At 72.0% G+C, this 15,696-nt stretch carries 8 protein-coding genes and 1 pseudogene; 6 read left to right on the forward strand and 3 right to left on the reverse strand.

Annotation, left to right across the window (positions count from 1 at the left end; genetic code table 11):
- Positions 1-121: 121 nt before the first annotated feature.
- Together LJ657_RS08965 and LJ657_RS08970 are read right to left on the reverse strand one after the other, a co-directional pair.
- On the reverse strand, positions 122-1,675 hold the full coding sequence (locus tag LJ657_RS08965) for an alpha/beta hydrolase (RefSeq protein ID WP_232647858.1): 1,554 nt from the start codon (positions 1,673-1,675) through the stop codon (positions 122-124).
- A gap of 77 nt (positions 1,676-1,752) precedes the next feature.
- Complete coding sequence (locus LJ657_RS08970) at positions 1,753-4,503, reverse strand: lysylphosphatidylglycerol synthase domain-containing protein (protein WP_232647859.1); 2,751 nt, start codon at positions 4,501-4,503, stop codon at positions 1,753-1,755.
- 186 nt (positions 4,504-4,689) lie between these two features.
- On the opposite strand from LJ657_RS08970, the gene LJ657_RS08975 reads away from it, so the two are divergent.
- The 6 genes from LJ657_RS08975 to LJ657_RS09000 all read left to right on the forward strand — a co-directional run bounded on the left by LJ657_RS08975 (position 4,690) and on the right by LJ657_RS09000 (position 15,549).
- A complete protein-coding gene (locus tag LJ657_RS08975) occupies positions 4,690-5,076 on the forward strand; it encodes an MGMT family protein (RefSeq protein ID WP_232647860.1) in 387 nt (128 codons plus the stop codon).
- A 257-nt stretch (positions 5,077-5,333) separates the two neighbouring features.
- Positions 5,334-8,738, forward strand: a complete 3,405-nt coding sequence (locus LJ657_RS08980) for an ATP-dependent helicase (protein ID WP_232647861.1) — start codon at positions 5,334-5,336, stop codon at positions 8,736-8,738.
- Positions 8,739-8,857: 119 nt separating this feature from the next.
- Positions 8,858-12,400 (forward strand): ATP-dependent helicase, encoded by a 3,543-nt coding sequence (locus LJ657_RS08985; protein ID WP_232647862.1) that lies wholly within the window; start codon positions 8,858-8,860, stop codon positions 12,398-12,400.
- 10 nt (positions 12,401-12,410) lie between these two features.
- Positions 12,411-13,823, forward strand: coding sequence for a dipeptidase (locus tag LJ657_RS08990; RefSeq protein WP_232647863.1), 1,413 nt, complete (start codon positions 12,411-12,413; stop codon positions 13,821-13,823).
- Between the two features lie 156 nt (positions 13,824-13,979).
- Positions 13,980-14,924 carry an NAD(+) diphosphatase gene (gene nudC, locus LJ657_RS08995; protein ID WP_232647864.1) on the forward strand — a complete coding sequence of 315 codons (945 nt, stop codon included), beginning with the start codon at positions 13,980-13,982 and terminating at the stop codon, positions 14,922-14,924.
- Between the two features lie 13 nt (positions 14,925-14,937).
- The gene (locus LJ657_RS09000) at positions 14,938-15,549 is read left to right on the forward strand and encodes a class I SAM-dependent methyltransferase (RefSeq protein ID WP_232647865.1); all 612 of its coding nucleotides are present in this window, start codon (positions 14,938-14,940) and stop codon (positions 15,547-15,549) included.
- A 41-nt stretch (positions 15,550-15,590) separates the two neighbouring features.
- Here the strand turns inward: LJ657_RS09000 and LJ657_RS09005 are convergent.
- Positions 15,591-15,685, reverse strand: a pseudogene (locus LJ657_RS09005) (NrdH-redoxin); the annotation flags it as partial.
- Between the last annotated feature and the right edge of the window lie 11 nt (positions 15,686-15,696).

Here is a 15,696-nt window from a genome sequence, read left to right on the forward strand (position 1 = left end):
CGGGCCGTCCGCATCGAGCAGCGGACGGCTGTCAGGCCATCGTAGGCGGATCGAGCCAGACCTGCCGGAGCCTGTGGATAACCTTCTGACCTGCCGCTTTTCCCCGAATTTGCGGCGGTACTCAGGAGCAGACGGTTCCGGCCGCCGGTACCTTCCCGTCCAGCAGATAGCCGTTCACCGCGGCCTGCACGCACTTGTTCTTGCTGTCGTAGGAGCCGTGCCCCTGCCCCTTGTACGTCAGCTCCACGCCGACACCCTTGCCCAGCGCGTCCACCATCTTCCTCGCACCCTCGTACGGGGTGGCCGGGTCGCCGGTGTTGCCCACGACGAGGATCGGCGCGGCCCCCGGCGCGCTCACGTCCGGATGGTCGGCGGCACCTGCCACGGGCCAGTCGGTGCAACTGACCATGCTCCAGGCCAGGAAGTCGCCGAACGTGGGCGAGGCGGACCGGAACTCGGGCAGTTTCCGCTGCACGTAGTCGGGGCTGTAACGGGACTTCTCGTCGGCGCAGTTGATGGCGATGTTGGCGGCGGTGATGTTGCTGTACTCGCCGTTCTCGCTGCGCCCGTTCAGCGAGTCGGACAGTGCCATGAGGACCTTGCCGTCGCCGCGGTACGCCTGCTGCAGGCCCTCGGTGAGGTACTGCCAGTAGTCCTTGGAGTACAGGGCCTGCGCGATGCCGTTGGTCGCGGCGGTCTGGGTCAGCCGACGGGGAATGATGCCGGAGATCGGCTGTGCGTCGAGGTCCTTCAGCAGTTTGGCGATACGGTCCTTCACGTCCTGCGCGGTGTCGCCGATCGGGCACGCCGTGGCCTTCGACGTGCAGTCCGCGGCGAAGTTGTCGAGGGCGAGCTGGAAGCCCTTGGCCTGTCCGAGCGAGCTCTGTTCCGCGTTCTGCGTCGGGTCCACGACCGCGTCGAGGACGGCGCGGCCCACCTTCTTCGGGAACAGGTGAGCGTAGACGCCGCCGAGTTCGGTGCCGTACGAGATGCCGAAGTAGTACAGCTTGTCGTCGCCGAGGACCTGCCGCATGAGGTCCATGTCACGGGCCGCGTCGGTGGTGCGCACATGTGGCAGCACCTGCTTGGAGTTCTTCTCGCAGGCCGCGTTGAACTTCTTGGTGTTGTCCACGTACGCGGTGCGCTCGGTGGCGTCGTCGGGGGTCGCGTCCTGCTGGAAGTACGCGTCGAGTTGCTGGTCGCTCTCGCATTTCACGGGGGCGCTGCTGCCGACGCCGCGCGGGTCGAAGCTGACCAGGTCGTAGCGGGTGCGCAGCTTCGCGTAGTCCTGGCCGAAGGCGGGCAGTGTGGTGACGCCCGAGCCGCCGGGCCCGCCGAAGTTGAAGACGAGCGAGCCGATGCGTTTGCTGCTGTCGCCGCTCGCCTTCGCCCGGATCAGCGCGATGCCGATCGTGTCGCCCTTGGGTTTCGCCCAGTCGAGGGGCGCCTTCATGGTGGCGCACTGCCACTGGCCGCCGTTCGGCAGAGGCGACGGGGCGTCGCCGCCGCCTTCCGCGGCGGACGGGGCCGGGCAGTCCTTCCAGTCCAGCTTCTGGGCCGACAGATCCTCGCCCGTGGCGGCCTTGGAGCTGCCGCTGCAGCCTCCCAGCACGGAGGACAGCAGCACGATGGTGGCGGTCAGGGCGGCCGCGCGCGGGCGGGAAGGGTTCGGCATGCTCCCATCCTGCGGGCACGCGCGCGTGGACGCTCGGAACACAGGCCGTAAGAGGTACGCCATCTACGGTCTTCGTACTACAGCGCACCCTTGCGCGACAGCTGGTTGAAGGCCAGCCAGCCCGGCAGCACCGGCAGCCACAGCGTCAGCAGCCGGAACAGCAGCACGGCGGGGGCCGCAACCTCCTTGGGGAGGCCCACGGCGATCAGGCCGACCGTCAGGGTCGCCTCCACGGCGCCCACGCCGCCCGGGGTCGGGGCCGCGGAGCCGAGCGCGTTGCCGGCGAGGAAGACGACGGCGACGCTGGCGATGCTGAGCGAGGTCCCTTGCTGGCCGAAGGCGCGGATCGAGGCGTCCAGGCACATCACGAAGCAGGCGGTCAGCAGCAGCATGCCGCCGATGCCGGTGACGAGCTTCTGCGGCCGCTGCAGCACGTCCAGCATGCGCGGCACGACACCGGCGAAAAGCGACCGCACGCGCGTGGCGACGAATTTCCGCAGGAACGGCACCGAGGTGGCGACGAGGACGAGCACGGCCACCGTCAGCAGACCCGCGATGACGGTCCGGGACGGCGACAGGGACGGCGTCTTCTCGGTGCCGGTCAGATAACCGAACGACAGCAGCATCAGGATGTGGCAGCCGAGCCCGAACAGCTGCGAGGCGCCGACGCTCGCCACCGCGAGCCCCGGACGCACCCCCGCGCGCTGCAGGAAGCGCGTGTTGAGGGCGACACCGCCCACCGCGGCCGGCGCGACGATCTTGACGAACGACCCGGCGACCTGCGCCCCCACGGCCCGAGGGAACGGCACCCGCTCCGGCACGAACCCCAGGAGGGCCATGGCCGCCGCGACGTAGCTCAGCGCCGAGAACAGCACGGCCGCGACGACCCAGCCCCACTGCGCGTTGGCGACCAGAGGGCCGAACTCGATGTGGGTGAGCTGCGTCAGCAGGAAGTACGCGCCGATGGCACCGGCGATCAGACTGATCAGCGTCCGCGGCCGCACCCGCTCCAGCCGGGCCGGCTCGACCGGAGCCTGCGGCCTGATCAGCAGCACCTGGTGCCGGATCTGGGTGAGCAGATCCTCCTCGCGCGCTTCGTCGATGGCCTCGTCGATGGCCCTCTTCTCGGCCCGCTGCTCGGCGCGTACGGCCTTCTTGTCGGGCTTTTCGAGTACGGGGCCGGGCTGGTCCGGCGCTTCCTCCAGGTGGGCCTGCTTGGCCTGCCGGGATGCCTCCAGGACCGCCTCGCGCTCACGCTGGGCCCGTTCCCGGGCCAGCTTGCGCAGGGTCGCGCGGGAGGTGCGGCTGAGCGCGATGGGCTGCAGCATCGGCAGACAGTCGGCCACGGCGTCGGGGCCGAGCACACCCACCGCCGACGCGACCGCGCGCTCGGCGCCCACCCGCAGCCCGAGCGTCACCAGGAGCTGCGAGATGTCCATGCGCAGCAGCAGATCGCCGGCCGCGATCTCGCCGACGCGCAGGTCGGTGAGGATGACCGTGCCGGAACGATCCACCAGAATCGCGTCGCCCACCAGCCTGCGGTGCGCGATGCGCCGGGACTGCAGCGCGCGTACCTGGTGCCAGGTGTCGTGCAGCAGCGCGTCGGTGATCTCGTCGTCCGCGAGGGTGTCGAGGGTGCGCCCGCCGGTGTGCTCGTAGACGAGCATCACGGCGTCGGGGCCGAGTTCGGAGGTCGCGATCAGCCTGGGAGCGTTGGCGCCGGCCGCGATCGCAGCGTATGCGAGCAGGGCCTCCTGTTCCAGCGCCTGGCGCAGCGACTGGAGGCTGCTGCGGGTGGCGAAGCCGCGCAGCGTCAGGTTGCGCCACACGCGGTAGAAGAAGCCCTGCGCCTGCTGCTCCCGGTCGACCACCGTCACGTCCAGGGGCGGGCCGTCCTCGAGTGTGACGAAGTAGCGCCGTCCGCGGTCACCGGTCTCGGGGGTCTCCTGCACTTCCTCGCGTGACGCGGTCACCGGGCGGAAGCCGACGTGCCGCAGGCCCGCCATCAGGGTCCGTCCCGTGGGGCGGACATTGGGCGAGCCGACCGCGTACAGCGTCCCGTAGGCCACGGTCCAGCCCATCAGCACCGTCAGGATGATCGAGAACGGTGTCGTGTAGCCGGTGACCAGCATCGAGAACGCGTCGAGGAGCAGCACGATCCACAGCACCGCACGCCAGCGCGGGCGCCGCGACATGCCGACGGCCGTCATGTACGCGATGACCGGCGCGAGATAGCCGTGCACCGGGTCGGTCAGGGCGTGGATGTCGCCGGGGGAGGGCTGGGTGAGCGCCTCCTGGATGGAGCCGGGGGCGGCCTTGGCGACCCACAGGTCTGTGGCGAGAGTCACTCCGTGCGCGAGGACGGCCGCGAGCACACCGTCGGCGATGCGCAGCCCGTCGCGCTTGATCAGCCGCTCGATCGCGAAGGCGACCGGCACCAGCAGGATCGCGATGCTGGAGGCCAGGCCGGCGATCTTGATGAGCAGATCGGGCGCCTGCCCGGTGCCTTTGTTGATGTCCTGTTCGAGCCCCGAGGTGGTGCCGTGGGCGAACGCGGCGATCGCCAGCAGCAGGATGATCCCCAGCACGCCCACCAGGAGGCGCATCAGATCCGAAGGACGGTGCACGCGCGCGGGGAGCAGCGGTTCGTCGCCCTCGACCTCGTCGATGTGCGCCTCGTCCAGGAAGTCGTCCCCGCCCTTGCCGGCGTCCTTCGAAGCGGTGTCCTTGCCGTCGGAGCCGGTGCGGGAGTCGGAGCCGGTGCCCGCGCGCGACGAGGCGTCAGAAGTGCTCTCCGCGTCCTCTGGGTGCGCACCCTGCTGCTTCATCGTCTCTTCTTGATCTCGTATCACCAGTCACCGCCCGCATGATGGTGGCATGCTCCACCGACGCACAGGGGCATCAGGGTGCAAGAGCGGGGGCGCACAGTCTGCCGGAAGCGCCGCCCGGGGGCGAGGGATACGCACGGTCCCGAGCGCGTCACGCTGTCGGTGGCGTGCGGCAGGATGGGCCGGATGAGCGAGGAGAGCCTTCCGCGGGACGCCGGCCCGGAGCACGCGGACGCGCTGCCGGAGTACGCCGAGCGCGTCCTCGAGGTCGCCGAACTGATCCCGCCCGGGCGTGTCATGACATACGGGGACGTCGCCGAGTGGCTGGAGGAGGGCGGGCCTCGCCAGGTCGGCCGGGTGATGGCCCTCTACGGGGGAGCCGTTGCGTGGTGGCGTGTCGTACGCGCGGACGGTGTCCTGCTCCCGGGGCACGAACTGCGTGCTCTCGATCACTACCGCGCCGAGGGCACCCCCCTGAAGGAGGCGAGCAGGGCCGCCGAGGGCCACCTGCCGCGCCTCGACATGAGGCGGGCGCGATGGGACGGCGGCGAACGCGCGGAGGGTCACACCTGAAAGCTTCCGCCATCGGACGGGCCTGTGTGTGACCCGTGATCCGTACGGGGGACCCGGGGCACGTTTGTGGCATGGCGTACGTTCGTGGGGCGAGGGGCCCGCGGGGTGCGAGTGCCGCGAGGGAAGAAGCGGAAGCCCTGCTTCCGCAAGCTGCGTCGGCGTAGCGTCGGCTGCACACGTCCCCCTCACCCCCCGATCACCGCCCGGCACGCGCGGTGGTCCGACGACCAGCACAACCACCAGGACCGGCGAACCACGTGAGCTCCTCTTCCTCCACCAGGCGCCTGCCGCACCCCCAGGTGCGGCAGGGGGGCCGTGGCGCCTACCGACTGGTGCGTACCCCGCCGACCCGACAGGGTCCCCCTCGTCTGGACGCGCCACAGCGCGCCGTGGTTGACCACCAGGGCGGCCCGTTGCTCGTCCTCGCAGGTCCGGGCACCGGCAAGACCACCACGCTGGTCGAGTCCGTGGCGGCGCGGATCGCCCGTGGTGGGGACCCCGAGCGCATCCTGGTGCTGACGTTCAGCCGCAGGGCGGCCGCCGAACTGCGCGACCGCATGGCCCTGCGCATAGGAGCGGCACGCGCGCCCCAGGCGACCACCTTCCACTCGTTCTGCTACGCCCTGGTCCGCGCCCACCAGGACAACGACCTGTTCGTGGAGCCGCTGCGCCTGCTGTCCGGCCCCGAACAGGACGTGACCGTCCGTGAACTGCTCGCGGGCCAGGTCGACCTGGAGCGGCTCGGCCTGGCGCACGTGCGCTGGCCCGACGAACTGCGGGCCTGCCTGACCACCCGGGGCTTCGCCGACGAGGTCCGCGCGGTCCTCGCCCGCAGCCGCGAACTGGGCCTGGGGCCCGGCGCCCTGGGCGCCTTCGCCCGCCGCATCGGCCGCCCCGACTGGCGTGCCGCGGCCACCTTCCTCGCCGAGTACCTCGACGTGCTCGACCTGCAGGGCGTCGTCGACTACGCGGAACTGGTCCACCGCGCGGTCCTCCTCGCCCGCCGCCCCGAGGCAGCCGAGCGGCTCGCCGCGCGCTACGACGCCGTCTTCGTGGACGAGTACCAGGACACGGACGCCGCCCAGGTACGGCTGCTGCACACCCTCGCAGGCAGTGGCCGCACCCTCGTCGCCTTCGGCGACCCCGACCAGTCGATCTACGCGTTCCGCGGCGCGGACGTGGGCGGCATCCTCGAGTTCCCGGGCGCCTTCCCGCGCGCGGACGGCCGCCCGGCACCCGTCGAGGTCCTGCGCACGTCCCGCCGCTCCGGTGCCGCCCTGCTCGGCGCGACCCGGCTGCTCACCCAGCGCATGCCGCTCACCCGGCTTCCGGCCCAGCAGGTACGCGCGCACCGCGAACTCGCCCCGGTGCGGGACGGCGGCCGCGTCGAGGCGTACACGTACCCGACACCCGGTACGGAACTGGACAACATCGCCGACATCCTGCGCCGGGCACACCTGGAGGACGGCGTCCCCTGGCGTGAGATGGCCGTCCTGGTGCGCGCCGGATCCCGCACGATTCCGACGGTCCGCCGAGCCCTCACCGCGGCGGGCGTGCCCCTGGACATCGACGGTGACGACCTGCCGCTGCGCCACGAACCAGCCGTGGCGCCGCTGCTGACGGCACTGCGGGCGGTGGCCGAGGCGGAGGCGGCGCGGACCGACGTGCCGGACGAGCCAGGCGCCGAGCCCCCCGCCGAAGCCGCCGTGCACAAAGAGGGCGGTTCCGAAGAGACCCCTTCGCAAGGACTCGTCTCCGAAGAGCCAGAGACCGCCGCGTCCTGGCTCGACACCGAAACCGCCCTGACCCTGCTGACCTCCCCCCTCGCCGGCATGGACGCCGCCGACCTGCGCCGTCTCGGGCGCGCCCTGCGCGACGAGGAACGGGCCGCGGGCAACCCCCTGCCACCGCCCTCGGACCGGCTGCTCGCGCTGGCGCTGGCCCAACCCGAACGCCTGGTCGCGCACGACCCCACGTACGCGCGTGGCGCCCAGCGCCTCGGCGCACTGCTGCGCAGGGCCCGTGAACGCCTCGCGAGCGGCGGCACGGCCGAGGAAGCGCTGTGGGACCTGTGGGACGGCACACCGTGGCCGGCCCGGCTGGAGCGCTCCGCGCGACGCGGCGGCGCTGCCGGGCGCAACGCCGACCGCGACCTGGACGCCGTGTGCGCGCTGTTCGCGACCGCCGCGCGCGCGGAGGAGCGCACCGGCGGCCGGGGCGCCCTCAACTTCCTCGAGGAGATCGACGCCGAGGACATCGCCGCCGACACCCTCACGCGGCGTGCCGTGCGCCCCGACGCCGTACGCCTGATGACCGCGCACCGCTCCAAGGGCCTGGAGTGGAACCTGGTCGTCGTCGCGGGCGTGCAGGAGGGACTGTGGCCGGACCTGCGCCGCCGCGGCTCCCTCCTGGAGGCCGACCGCATCGGCCGCGACGGACTCGCCGAACCGCTCACCCCGGGCGCGCTGCTCGCGGAGGAGCGCCGCCTGTTCTACGTGGCCGCCACGCGCGCGCGTGAACGCCTCGTCGTCACCGCCGTGAAGGCCCCCGCGGACGACGGTGACCAGCCCTCCCGCTTCCTCACCGAACTCGGCGTCGAACCCAGGGACGTCACGGGCCGCCCGCGCCGCCCGCTGTCCGTCGCCGCGCTCGTCGCCGAACTGCGCGCCACCACCGTCGACCCGCGCGTCTCGGACACCCTCAGGGAGGCCGCCGCCCACCGCCTGGCCCGGCTCGCCGCGCTAGCCGACGACGACGGCCGCCCGCTCGTCCCGTCCGCCCATCCCTACCGCTGGTGGGGCATGTACGAGCCGACCGAGAGCAAGGTGCCGCTGCGCAACCGCGACCAGCCCGTCGTGCTCTCCGGCAGCGCCCTCGACCAACTCGCCAACACCTGCGCCCTGCAGTGGTTCCTGGGCCGCGAGGTGAAGGCCGACGCCCCCGCGACGGCCGCCCAGGGCTTCGGCAACGTCGTGCACGTCCTCGCGGACGAGGTCGCCTCCGGACACACCCCAGCCGACCTCGCAGTCCTCATGGAGCGCCTCGACTCCGTGTGGAACGCGCTCGCCTTCGACGCGCCCTGGAAGTCGGCGCAGGAGAAGGACAACGCGCGCGTGGCGCTCGAACGCTTCCTGAAGTGGCATGTCGACACCAGTGGCGCCCGCACCGGCCGCACCCCGGTGGCCAGCGAGCACGGCTTCGACGTCACCCTCGAAGCAGGCGACTACGAGGTCCGCATCCGCGGCTCCATGGACCGCGTCGAGGCCGACGGCGAGGGCCGCGCCTACGTCGTCGACTTCAAGACCGGCAAACAGGCGCCGACCGCGCGCGAAGTGGAACGCCACCCGCAGCTCGCGGTCTACCAGCTCGCCGTCCGTGAAGGCGCCGTCGACGAGGCCTTCGACGGCATACGTCCCGAGCCCGGCGGCGCCGAGCTGGTCCAGCTGCGCCAGGGCGCCGCCCGGCGCGACGGCGGCGAGACCCTGCCCAAAGTGCAGGCCCAGGAACCGCTGGAGGGGGAGTGGGCCGGCGAACTGCTCGCCAACGCCGCCGGAAAGGTCCTCGACGAACGGTTCACCCCGAGCGCCGGCCAGCACTGCACCCACTGCGCCTTCAGGGCGTCCTGCAGCGCGCGGCCCGAAGGACGACATGTGGTCGAGTGACGGGGGTGATCTTCCGGGCCCGATGTGATCGACCGCACCACACGTGCTGACCTGCGCTTCTCCCCGCCCCGAGGCCGATTGGGCCTTCACTGTCAGTGGCCGCCGCTAGCCTCTGTGACGTGCCGCCCCGTATCACCGATCCCGACCAGCTCAAGGAGCTCCTCGGGATTCCGTTCACCCCGGAGCAGACGGCCTGCATCGTCGCGCCGCCCGCCCCGCAGGTGATCGTGGCCGGAGCAGGCTCGGGCAAGACGACGGTGATGGCGGCACGCGTGGTGTGGCTGGTCGGCACCGGGCAGGTCGCACCCGAGCAGGTCCTCGGCCTCACCTTCACCAACAAGGCGGCCGGTGAACTCGCCGAGCGCGTCCGCAAGGCGCTCGTCAAGGCAGGCGTCACCGACCCTGACGCCATCGACCCGGACAACCCGCCGGGCGAGCCCGTGATCTCGACGTACCACGCCTTCGCGGGCCGCCTCCTGACCGACCACGGCCTGCGCATCGGCCTCGAACCGACCGCCCGTCTACTCGCCGACGCCACCCGCTACCAGCTCGCCGCGCGCGTGCTGCGCGAGGCACCGGGCCCCTACCCGGCGCTCACCCGCTCCTTCGCGGACCTCGTCAGCGACCTCCTCGCCCTCGACGCCGAACTCGCCGAGCACCTCGTACGGCCCGAGGACGTGCGCACGTACGATGCCGGGCTGCTGCGCACCCTGGAGGGCGCCAAGCTCACCAACGCCGACCTGCGCAAGGTTCCCGAAGCCGCCGCCGCCCGCCGCGAACTCGCCGACCTGGTGGCCCGCTACCGCACCGCCAAACGCGAACGCGACCTGCTCGACTTCGGCGACCAGATCGCCCTGTCCGCCCAGCTCGCCCGCATCCCCGAGGCGGGCCGCATCCTGCGCGACGAGTTCCGTGTGGTCCTCCTCGACGAGTACCAGGACACCTCGGTCGCCCAGCGCATCCTCCTGGCAGGCCTGTTCGGCGACGGCACCGGCCATCCGGTGACCGCCGTCGGCGACCCCTGCCAGGCGATCTACGGCTGGCGCGGAGCCTCCGTCGCCAACCTGGACGACTTCCCGGCCCACTTCGCGCACCCCGACGGCCGCCCCGCCGGCCGCCAGGCGCTCAGTGAGAACCGCCGCAGCGGCGGCCGCCTCCTCGACCTCGCCAACGGCCTCGCCGAGCCCCTGCGCGCCATGCACGCGGGCGTGGAGGCCCTCCGCCCGGCCCCCGGCGCCGAACGTGACGGCATCGTGCGCTGCGCGCTGCTGCCCAACCACGCCGAGGAGATCGACTGGATCGCCGACTCCATCGCCCACCTGGTGAACACCGGCAAGCCGCCCGGCGAGATCGCCGTCCTGTGCCGTACGGCAACCGACTTCGCCGAGATCCAGGGCGCACTCGTCACCCGCGACGTCCCCGTCGAGGTGGTCGGCCTGTCCGGGCTGCTGCACCTGCCCGAGATCGCCGACCTGGTCGCCGTCTGCGAGGTCCTCCAGGACCCCGGCGCCAACGCCTGCCTGGTCCGCCTGCTGACCGGCCCGCGCTGGCGCATCGGCCCCCGCGACCTGGCCCTCCTGGGACGTCGCGCCCGGTTCCTCGTCGCCCACGCGCGCGTGGGCGACGACGAGGACCGCGACCGCCGGCTCGCCGAAGCCGTCGAGGGCGTCGACCCCTCCGAGGTGACCTCGCTCGCCGACGCCCTCGACACCTTCCTGGAGCTGCCGCTCGACGCCGAACACGAGGACGACGGGCTGCCCTTCTCACCGGACGCACGCGTGCGGTTCGCGCGCCTGGCCGCCGAACTGCGCGACCTGCGCCGCTCGCTGGCCGACCCGCTCATGGACGTCCTGCACCGCGTCCTCGCCGTGACCGGCCTGGAGGTCGAGCTGTCCGCGTCCCCGCACGCCCTGGCCGCCCGCCGCCGCGAGACCCTCTCCAACTTCCTGGACATCGCCGCCTCCTTCGCCGCCGGCGACCGCGAGGCCACCCTGCTCGCCTTCCTGGGCTTCCTGCGCACCGCCGCCCAGTACGAGAAAGGCCTCGACAACGCCCTCCCGGGCGGCGAGAACACCGTGAAGGTCCTCACCGCCCACAAGTCCAAAGGCCTGGAGTGGGACGTCGTCGCCGTCCCCGGCCTGGTCACCGGCACCTTCCCCAGCACCCAGGGCCGCGAGAAGTGGACCGCCCAGGGCAAGGTCCTGCCACACGAACTGCGCGGCGACGCCGACACCCTGCCCGACGTCGCAGCATGGGACTCCCGGGGCCTCAAAGCCTTCCAGGAGGCCATGAAGGAACACCAGCACACCGAGGAACTCCGCCTCGGCTACGTCACCTTCACCCGCCCCCGCTCCCTCCTCCTCGGCTCCGGGCACTGGTGGGGCCCCACCCAGAAGAAGCCCCGCGGCCCCTCCGACTTCCTGCAAGCCCTCCACGACCACTGCGCCGCCGGATACGGCGAGATCGAGGTGTGGGCGGACGCACCGGCCGAGGACGAGGAGAACCCGGCCCTGGACACGGCGACAGCCGACCAGGTCTGGCCGCTGCCCCTGGACGAGGCATCCCTGGCCCGACGCCGGACGGCCGCCGAAACGGTCCTCGCCCACCTGGAGGACCTCGCCTCCCACGAGGACGGCCACCCCGCGGCCACACACGACCCGGACAGCCACGACGACCCGGAGTGGCCCCCGCCGCCGGAAGACGAAGACCTGCCGTACGAAGAGGAGGACCCGTTCGCGGGGGAGGACCCGGCCGAGTGGGACGCCTGGTCCACGGACCGCCCGGCCATCCCGCACCAGGCAGCGGCCCCGGAGGGAAACGCGAACCAGGACGCACGCGCGCACCCCGGCCCGCCCGAATCCGCTGCCGAGCACGCCCACACCGCCCCTGCGCGCCCCCGCGCCGCCGCCCACACCCGCCTCACCCCGGAGGAGACCCGCACCCTCGCCTCCTGGGACCGCGACCTCGACGCCCTCACCGGCGAACTCCTGCGCGCGCGGGAAGCCGTCACCGACGTCCCCCTCCCGGCGTCCCTCACCACTTCGCAGGTACTGCGCCTGGCCGCCGACCCGGACGGTTTCGCGCAGGAACTCGCACGCCCCATGCCGCGCCCTCCGCAACCCGCCGCACGCCGGGGCACCCGCTTCCACGCCTGGGTCGAGGCCCGCTTCGAAGAACTCGCCCTCCCGATGCTCGAACCGGAGGAGCTGCCCGGCAGTGAGACCGAGGTCGCCGACGAACGCGACCTGGAAGCGCTCAAGGACGCCTTCGAACGCACCGAGTACGCCCACCGCACGCCCCACCGCGTCGAAGCGCCCTTCCAGCTCGCCATCGCCGGCCGCGTGGTCCGGGGCCGCATCGACGCTGTCTACAAGGAGCACGACGGCGACCGGACGACGTACGAGATCGTCGACTGGAAGACCAGCCGCTCGCGCACCGCGGACCCGCTCCAGCTCGCCCTGTACCGTCTCGCCTGGGCCGAGCAGCAAGGTGTCCCCCTGGAGTCCGTCAACGCCGCGTTTCTGTACGTACGCACTGGTGAGGTTGTACGACCGGACGGCCTGCCCGACCGGTCCGCACTGGAGCGGCTGCTGCTCGACGAGCCGGCCGCGGAAGCAAACTGTGAGCAACCGCCCAACGATGATGTCGGTGCGGGCCGATAGGCTCGTGACCATGAGCCAGCCCGTTGACAGTGCCGTCAGCGCCGTCCGTACGTACATCGAGCAGCACCGCGCCGCCTTCCTCGACGACCTCGCGGAGTGGCTGCGCATCCCGTCCGTGTCGGCCCAGCCCGACCACGCACACGATGTGCGTCGCAGCGCCGACTGGCTCGCCGCCAAACTCGAGGAGACCGGCTTCACGACCACAGAGGTCTGGGAGACGCCAGGCGCCCCCGCCGTCTTCGCAGAGTGGCCCGCCGACGACCCCGCGGCACCCATCGTCCTCGTCTACGGCCATCACGACGTGCAGCCCGCCGCCCGCGAGGACGGCTGGGACAGCGAGCCCTTCGAGCCGGTCATCCGCGAGAACCGTCTCCACGCGCGCGGGGCGGCCGACGACAAGGGCCAGGTGTTCTTCCACACACTCGGCGTTCGCGCCCACCTCGCCGCCACCGGCCGCACCGCCCCCGCCGTCCACCTGAAGCTGCTGATCGAGGGCGAGGAGGAGTCCGGCTCCCCGCACTTCCGCACCCTCGTCGAGCAGCACACGGACCAGCTCGCCGCCGACGCCGTGATCGTCTCCGACACCGGCATGTGGTCCGAGGACACCCCCACTGTGTGCACCGGCATGCGCGGCCTCGCCGAATGCGAGATCCACTTCTTCGGCCCCGACCAGGACATCCACTCCGGCTCCTTCGGCGGCGCCGTCCCCAACCCGGCCACCGCCGCCGCCCGCCTCGTCGCCGCCCTGCACGACGAGCACGCGCACGTGGCGGTCCCCGGCTTCTACGACGGCATCGTCGAACTCACCGACCGCGAGCGCGAACTCTTCGCCGAACTGCCCTTCGACGAGCAGCAGTGGCTGCGCACCGCCAAGTCGTACGCCGCCCACGGCGAGGCCGGACACACCACCCTGGAGCGCATCTGGGCCCGCCCCACCGCCGAGGTCAACGGCATCGGCGGCGGCTACCAGGGCCCCGGCAGCAAGACGATCATCCCGTCCTCGGCCATGGTGAAGCTCTCCTTCCGCCTGGTCGCCGGCCAGGACCCCGACCACATCGAGAAGGCCGTCCGCACCTGGACCGCCGAACAGGTACCCGCAGGGATCCGGCACGAGATCACGTTCGCCGCGGCCACGCGCCCGTGCCTGACACCGCTGGACCACCCCGCCCTGCAGTCCGTCGCCCGCGCCATGGGCCGCGCCTTCGACAAGCCCGTGCGCTTCACCCGCGAAGGCGGCTCCGGACCCGCCGCCGACCTCCAGGAAGTCCTCGCGGCACCCGTCCTCTTCCTGGGTATCTCCGTCCCCTCCGACGGCTGGCACGCACCGAACGAGAAGATCGAACTCGACCTGCTCCTCAAAGGCGTCGAAACCAGCGCATACCTGTGGGGCGACCTCGCCGAGACCTGGCGCCATGCACCCTGAGCCCCCCGCGCCGTCCGTAGCGGCACCGCGCGCGGGGCAGACTGAAGAGGCCGCCCCGCATGGCCCAGCCCCACCGGATCCGTTCGCCTCCCGCACCACGTCCCACCGAACCACCCGCCGAAACAATCCGTTCCACTGGGGGAGTTGGAATCACCCGTGACCACCTGGACCGACCAAACCGCCGACCGCCCCATCTCCCTCACCGCCCCCAGCGGCATCGACCGCGCCGCCCACCACCGCCTCGACGAGGCCTGGCTCGCCGCGGCATGGAGCCACCCCACGACCCGCTGCTTCGTGGTCTCCGGCGGCCAGGTCCTCATCGACGAGACGGCCGACGGCCGCACCGAACTCGTCATGACCCCCTCCTTCGAAGCTCCCCTGACCGAGGCACACCGCTACTTCCTGGGCACCGACGAGGACGGCGTCAGCTACTTCGCGCTCCAGAAGGACGCGCTGCCCGGCCGTATCGACCAGTCCGCGCGCCCCGCGGGCCTGCGCGAGGCAGGCCTCCTGCTCTCACCCCGCGACGTGGGCCTGATGGTGCACGCCGTCGGCCTGGAGAACTGGCAGCGCACCCACCGCTTCTGCTCCCGCTGCGGCGAGCGCACGGTCATCGCCGCCGCCGGCCACATCCGCCGCTGCTCCGCCTGCGGCGCCGAGCACTACCCGCGCACCGACCCCGCCGTGATCATGGCCGTCACCGACGAGGAGGACCGCATCCTGCTCGGTCGCCAGGTGCACTGGCCCGAGGGCCGCTTCTCCACGCTCGCCGGCTTCGTCGAACCGGGCGAGTCCATCGAACAGTCGGTACGCCGCGAGGTCTTCGAGGAGGCGGGCATCCTCGTCGGCGGCGTCGAGTACGTCGCCAGCCAGCCCTGGCCCTTCCCCTCCAGCCTCATGCTCGGCTTCATGGCCCGCGCCACCTCGACCGACATCAACGTCGACGGCGACGAGATCCACGAAGCCCGCTGGTTCTCCCGGGACGAACTCGGCGCCGCCTTCGAAGCCGGCGAGGTACTGCCCCCCTACGGCATCTCCATCGCGGCCCGCCTGATCGAGATGTGGTACGGCAAGCCCCTGCCGACCAGGAGCTTCATCTGAGCCGGACGCCGCGATGACAGACCCGTACTGGAACCACAACGTCCACTACCACCCCGTCGTCCTCGACGCCGTGCCCGACGGCTGCCGGGCGGCCCTGGACGTCGGATGCGGCGACGGGCTGCTCGCACGCAAACTGGCCCAGAAAGCCGAATCGGTGACAGGCGTGGACCGCTCGCCGGAAATGATCCGGCTCGCCCGCGAGCAGACACCGCAGAACGTCACGTTCGAGGAGGGCGACTACCTCGACGACAAGACCCTCCCCGAGGGTAAGTACGACTTTGTCAGCGCCGTCGCCGTGGTCCACCACACACCGTTCGAGGACGCGGTGAACGGCCTGGTACGACTACTCGCTCCCGGCGGCCGACTGATGATCGTCGGAATGGCGTACAACCACACCGCCCTGGACTGGGTGATCAGCGGCTGCGGCCTGCCCGCCAGCCTGATCAACGCACGGCTGCGCGGCGGCAAACGCGGCCCGGCCGGCATGCCCGTCAAGGACTCGGCCATGCACTGGGGCGAAGCCCGCAAAGCGGCACACCAGCTCCTGCCCGGCTGCCGCTTCCGCCGCCGACTGCTGTGGCGCTACACCGCAGTGTGGGACAAACCACAAGAAGGCGGCCCCTGAACCGACCCAGGAACCGCCCTCCGAACAAAACCGCGCCGCGCCTACGCGCCGATCTTCTGCTTCACCTGCGCCAACGACGGGTTGGTCAGCGTCGAGCATCCGGGAACAGCACCGTCGGCACCGTGTTGAGACTTCCCACCATCGCCG

The sequence above is a fragment of the Streptomyces guryensis genome, from assembly GCF_021261325.1.
Taxonomy (GTDB): Bacteria; Actinomycetota; Actinomycetes; order Streptomycetales; family Streptomycetaceae; genus Streptomyces; species Streptomyces guryensis.

Bases quoted from the DNA above. Each gene is read 5' to 3' on its own strand.
- LJ657_RS08990 (WP_232647863.1), top strand. From the start codon at position 12,411: ATGAGCCAGCCCGTTGACAGTGCCGTCAGCGCCGTCCGTACGTACATC.
- LJ657_RS08975 (WP_232647860.1), top strand. From the start codon at position 4,690: ATGAGCGAGGAGAGCCTTCCGCGGGACGCCGGCCCGGAGCACGCGGAC.
- LJ657_RS08965 (WP_232647858.1), bottom strand. From the start codon at position 1,675: ATGCCGAACCCTTCCCGCCCGCGCGCGGCCGCCCTGACCGCCACCATC.
- LJ657_RS09000 (WP_232647865.1), top strand. From the start codon at position 14,938: ATGACAGACCCGTACTGGAACCACAACGTCCACTACCACCCCGTCGTC.
- LJ657_RS08970 (WP_232647859.1), bottom strand. From the start codon at position 4,503: ATGAAGCAGCAGGGTGCGCACCCAGAGGACGCGGAGAGCACTTCTGAC.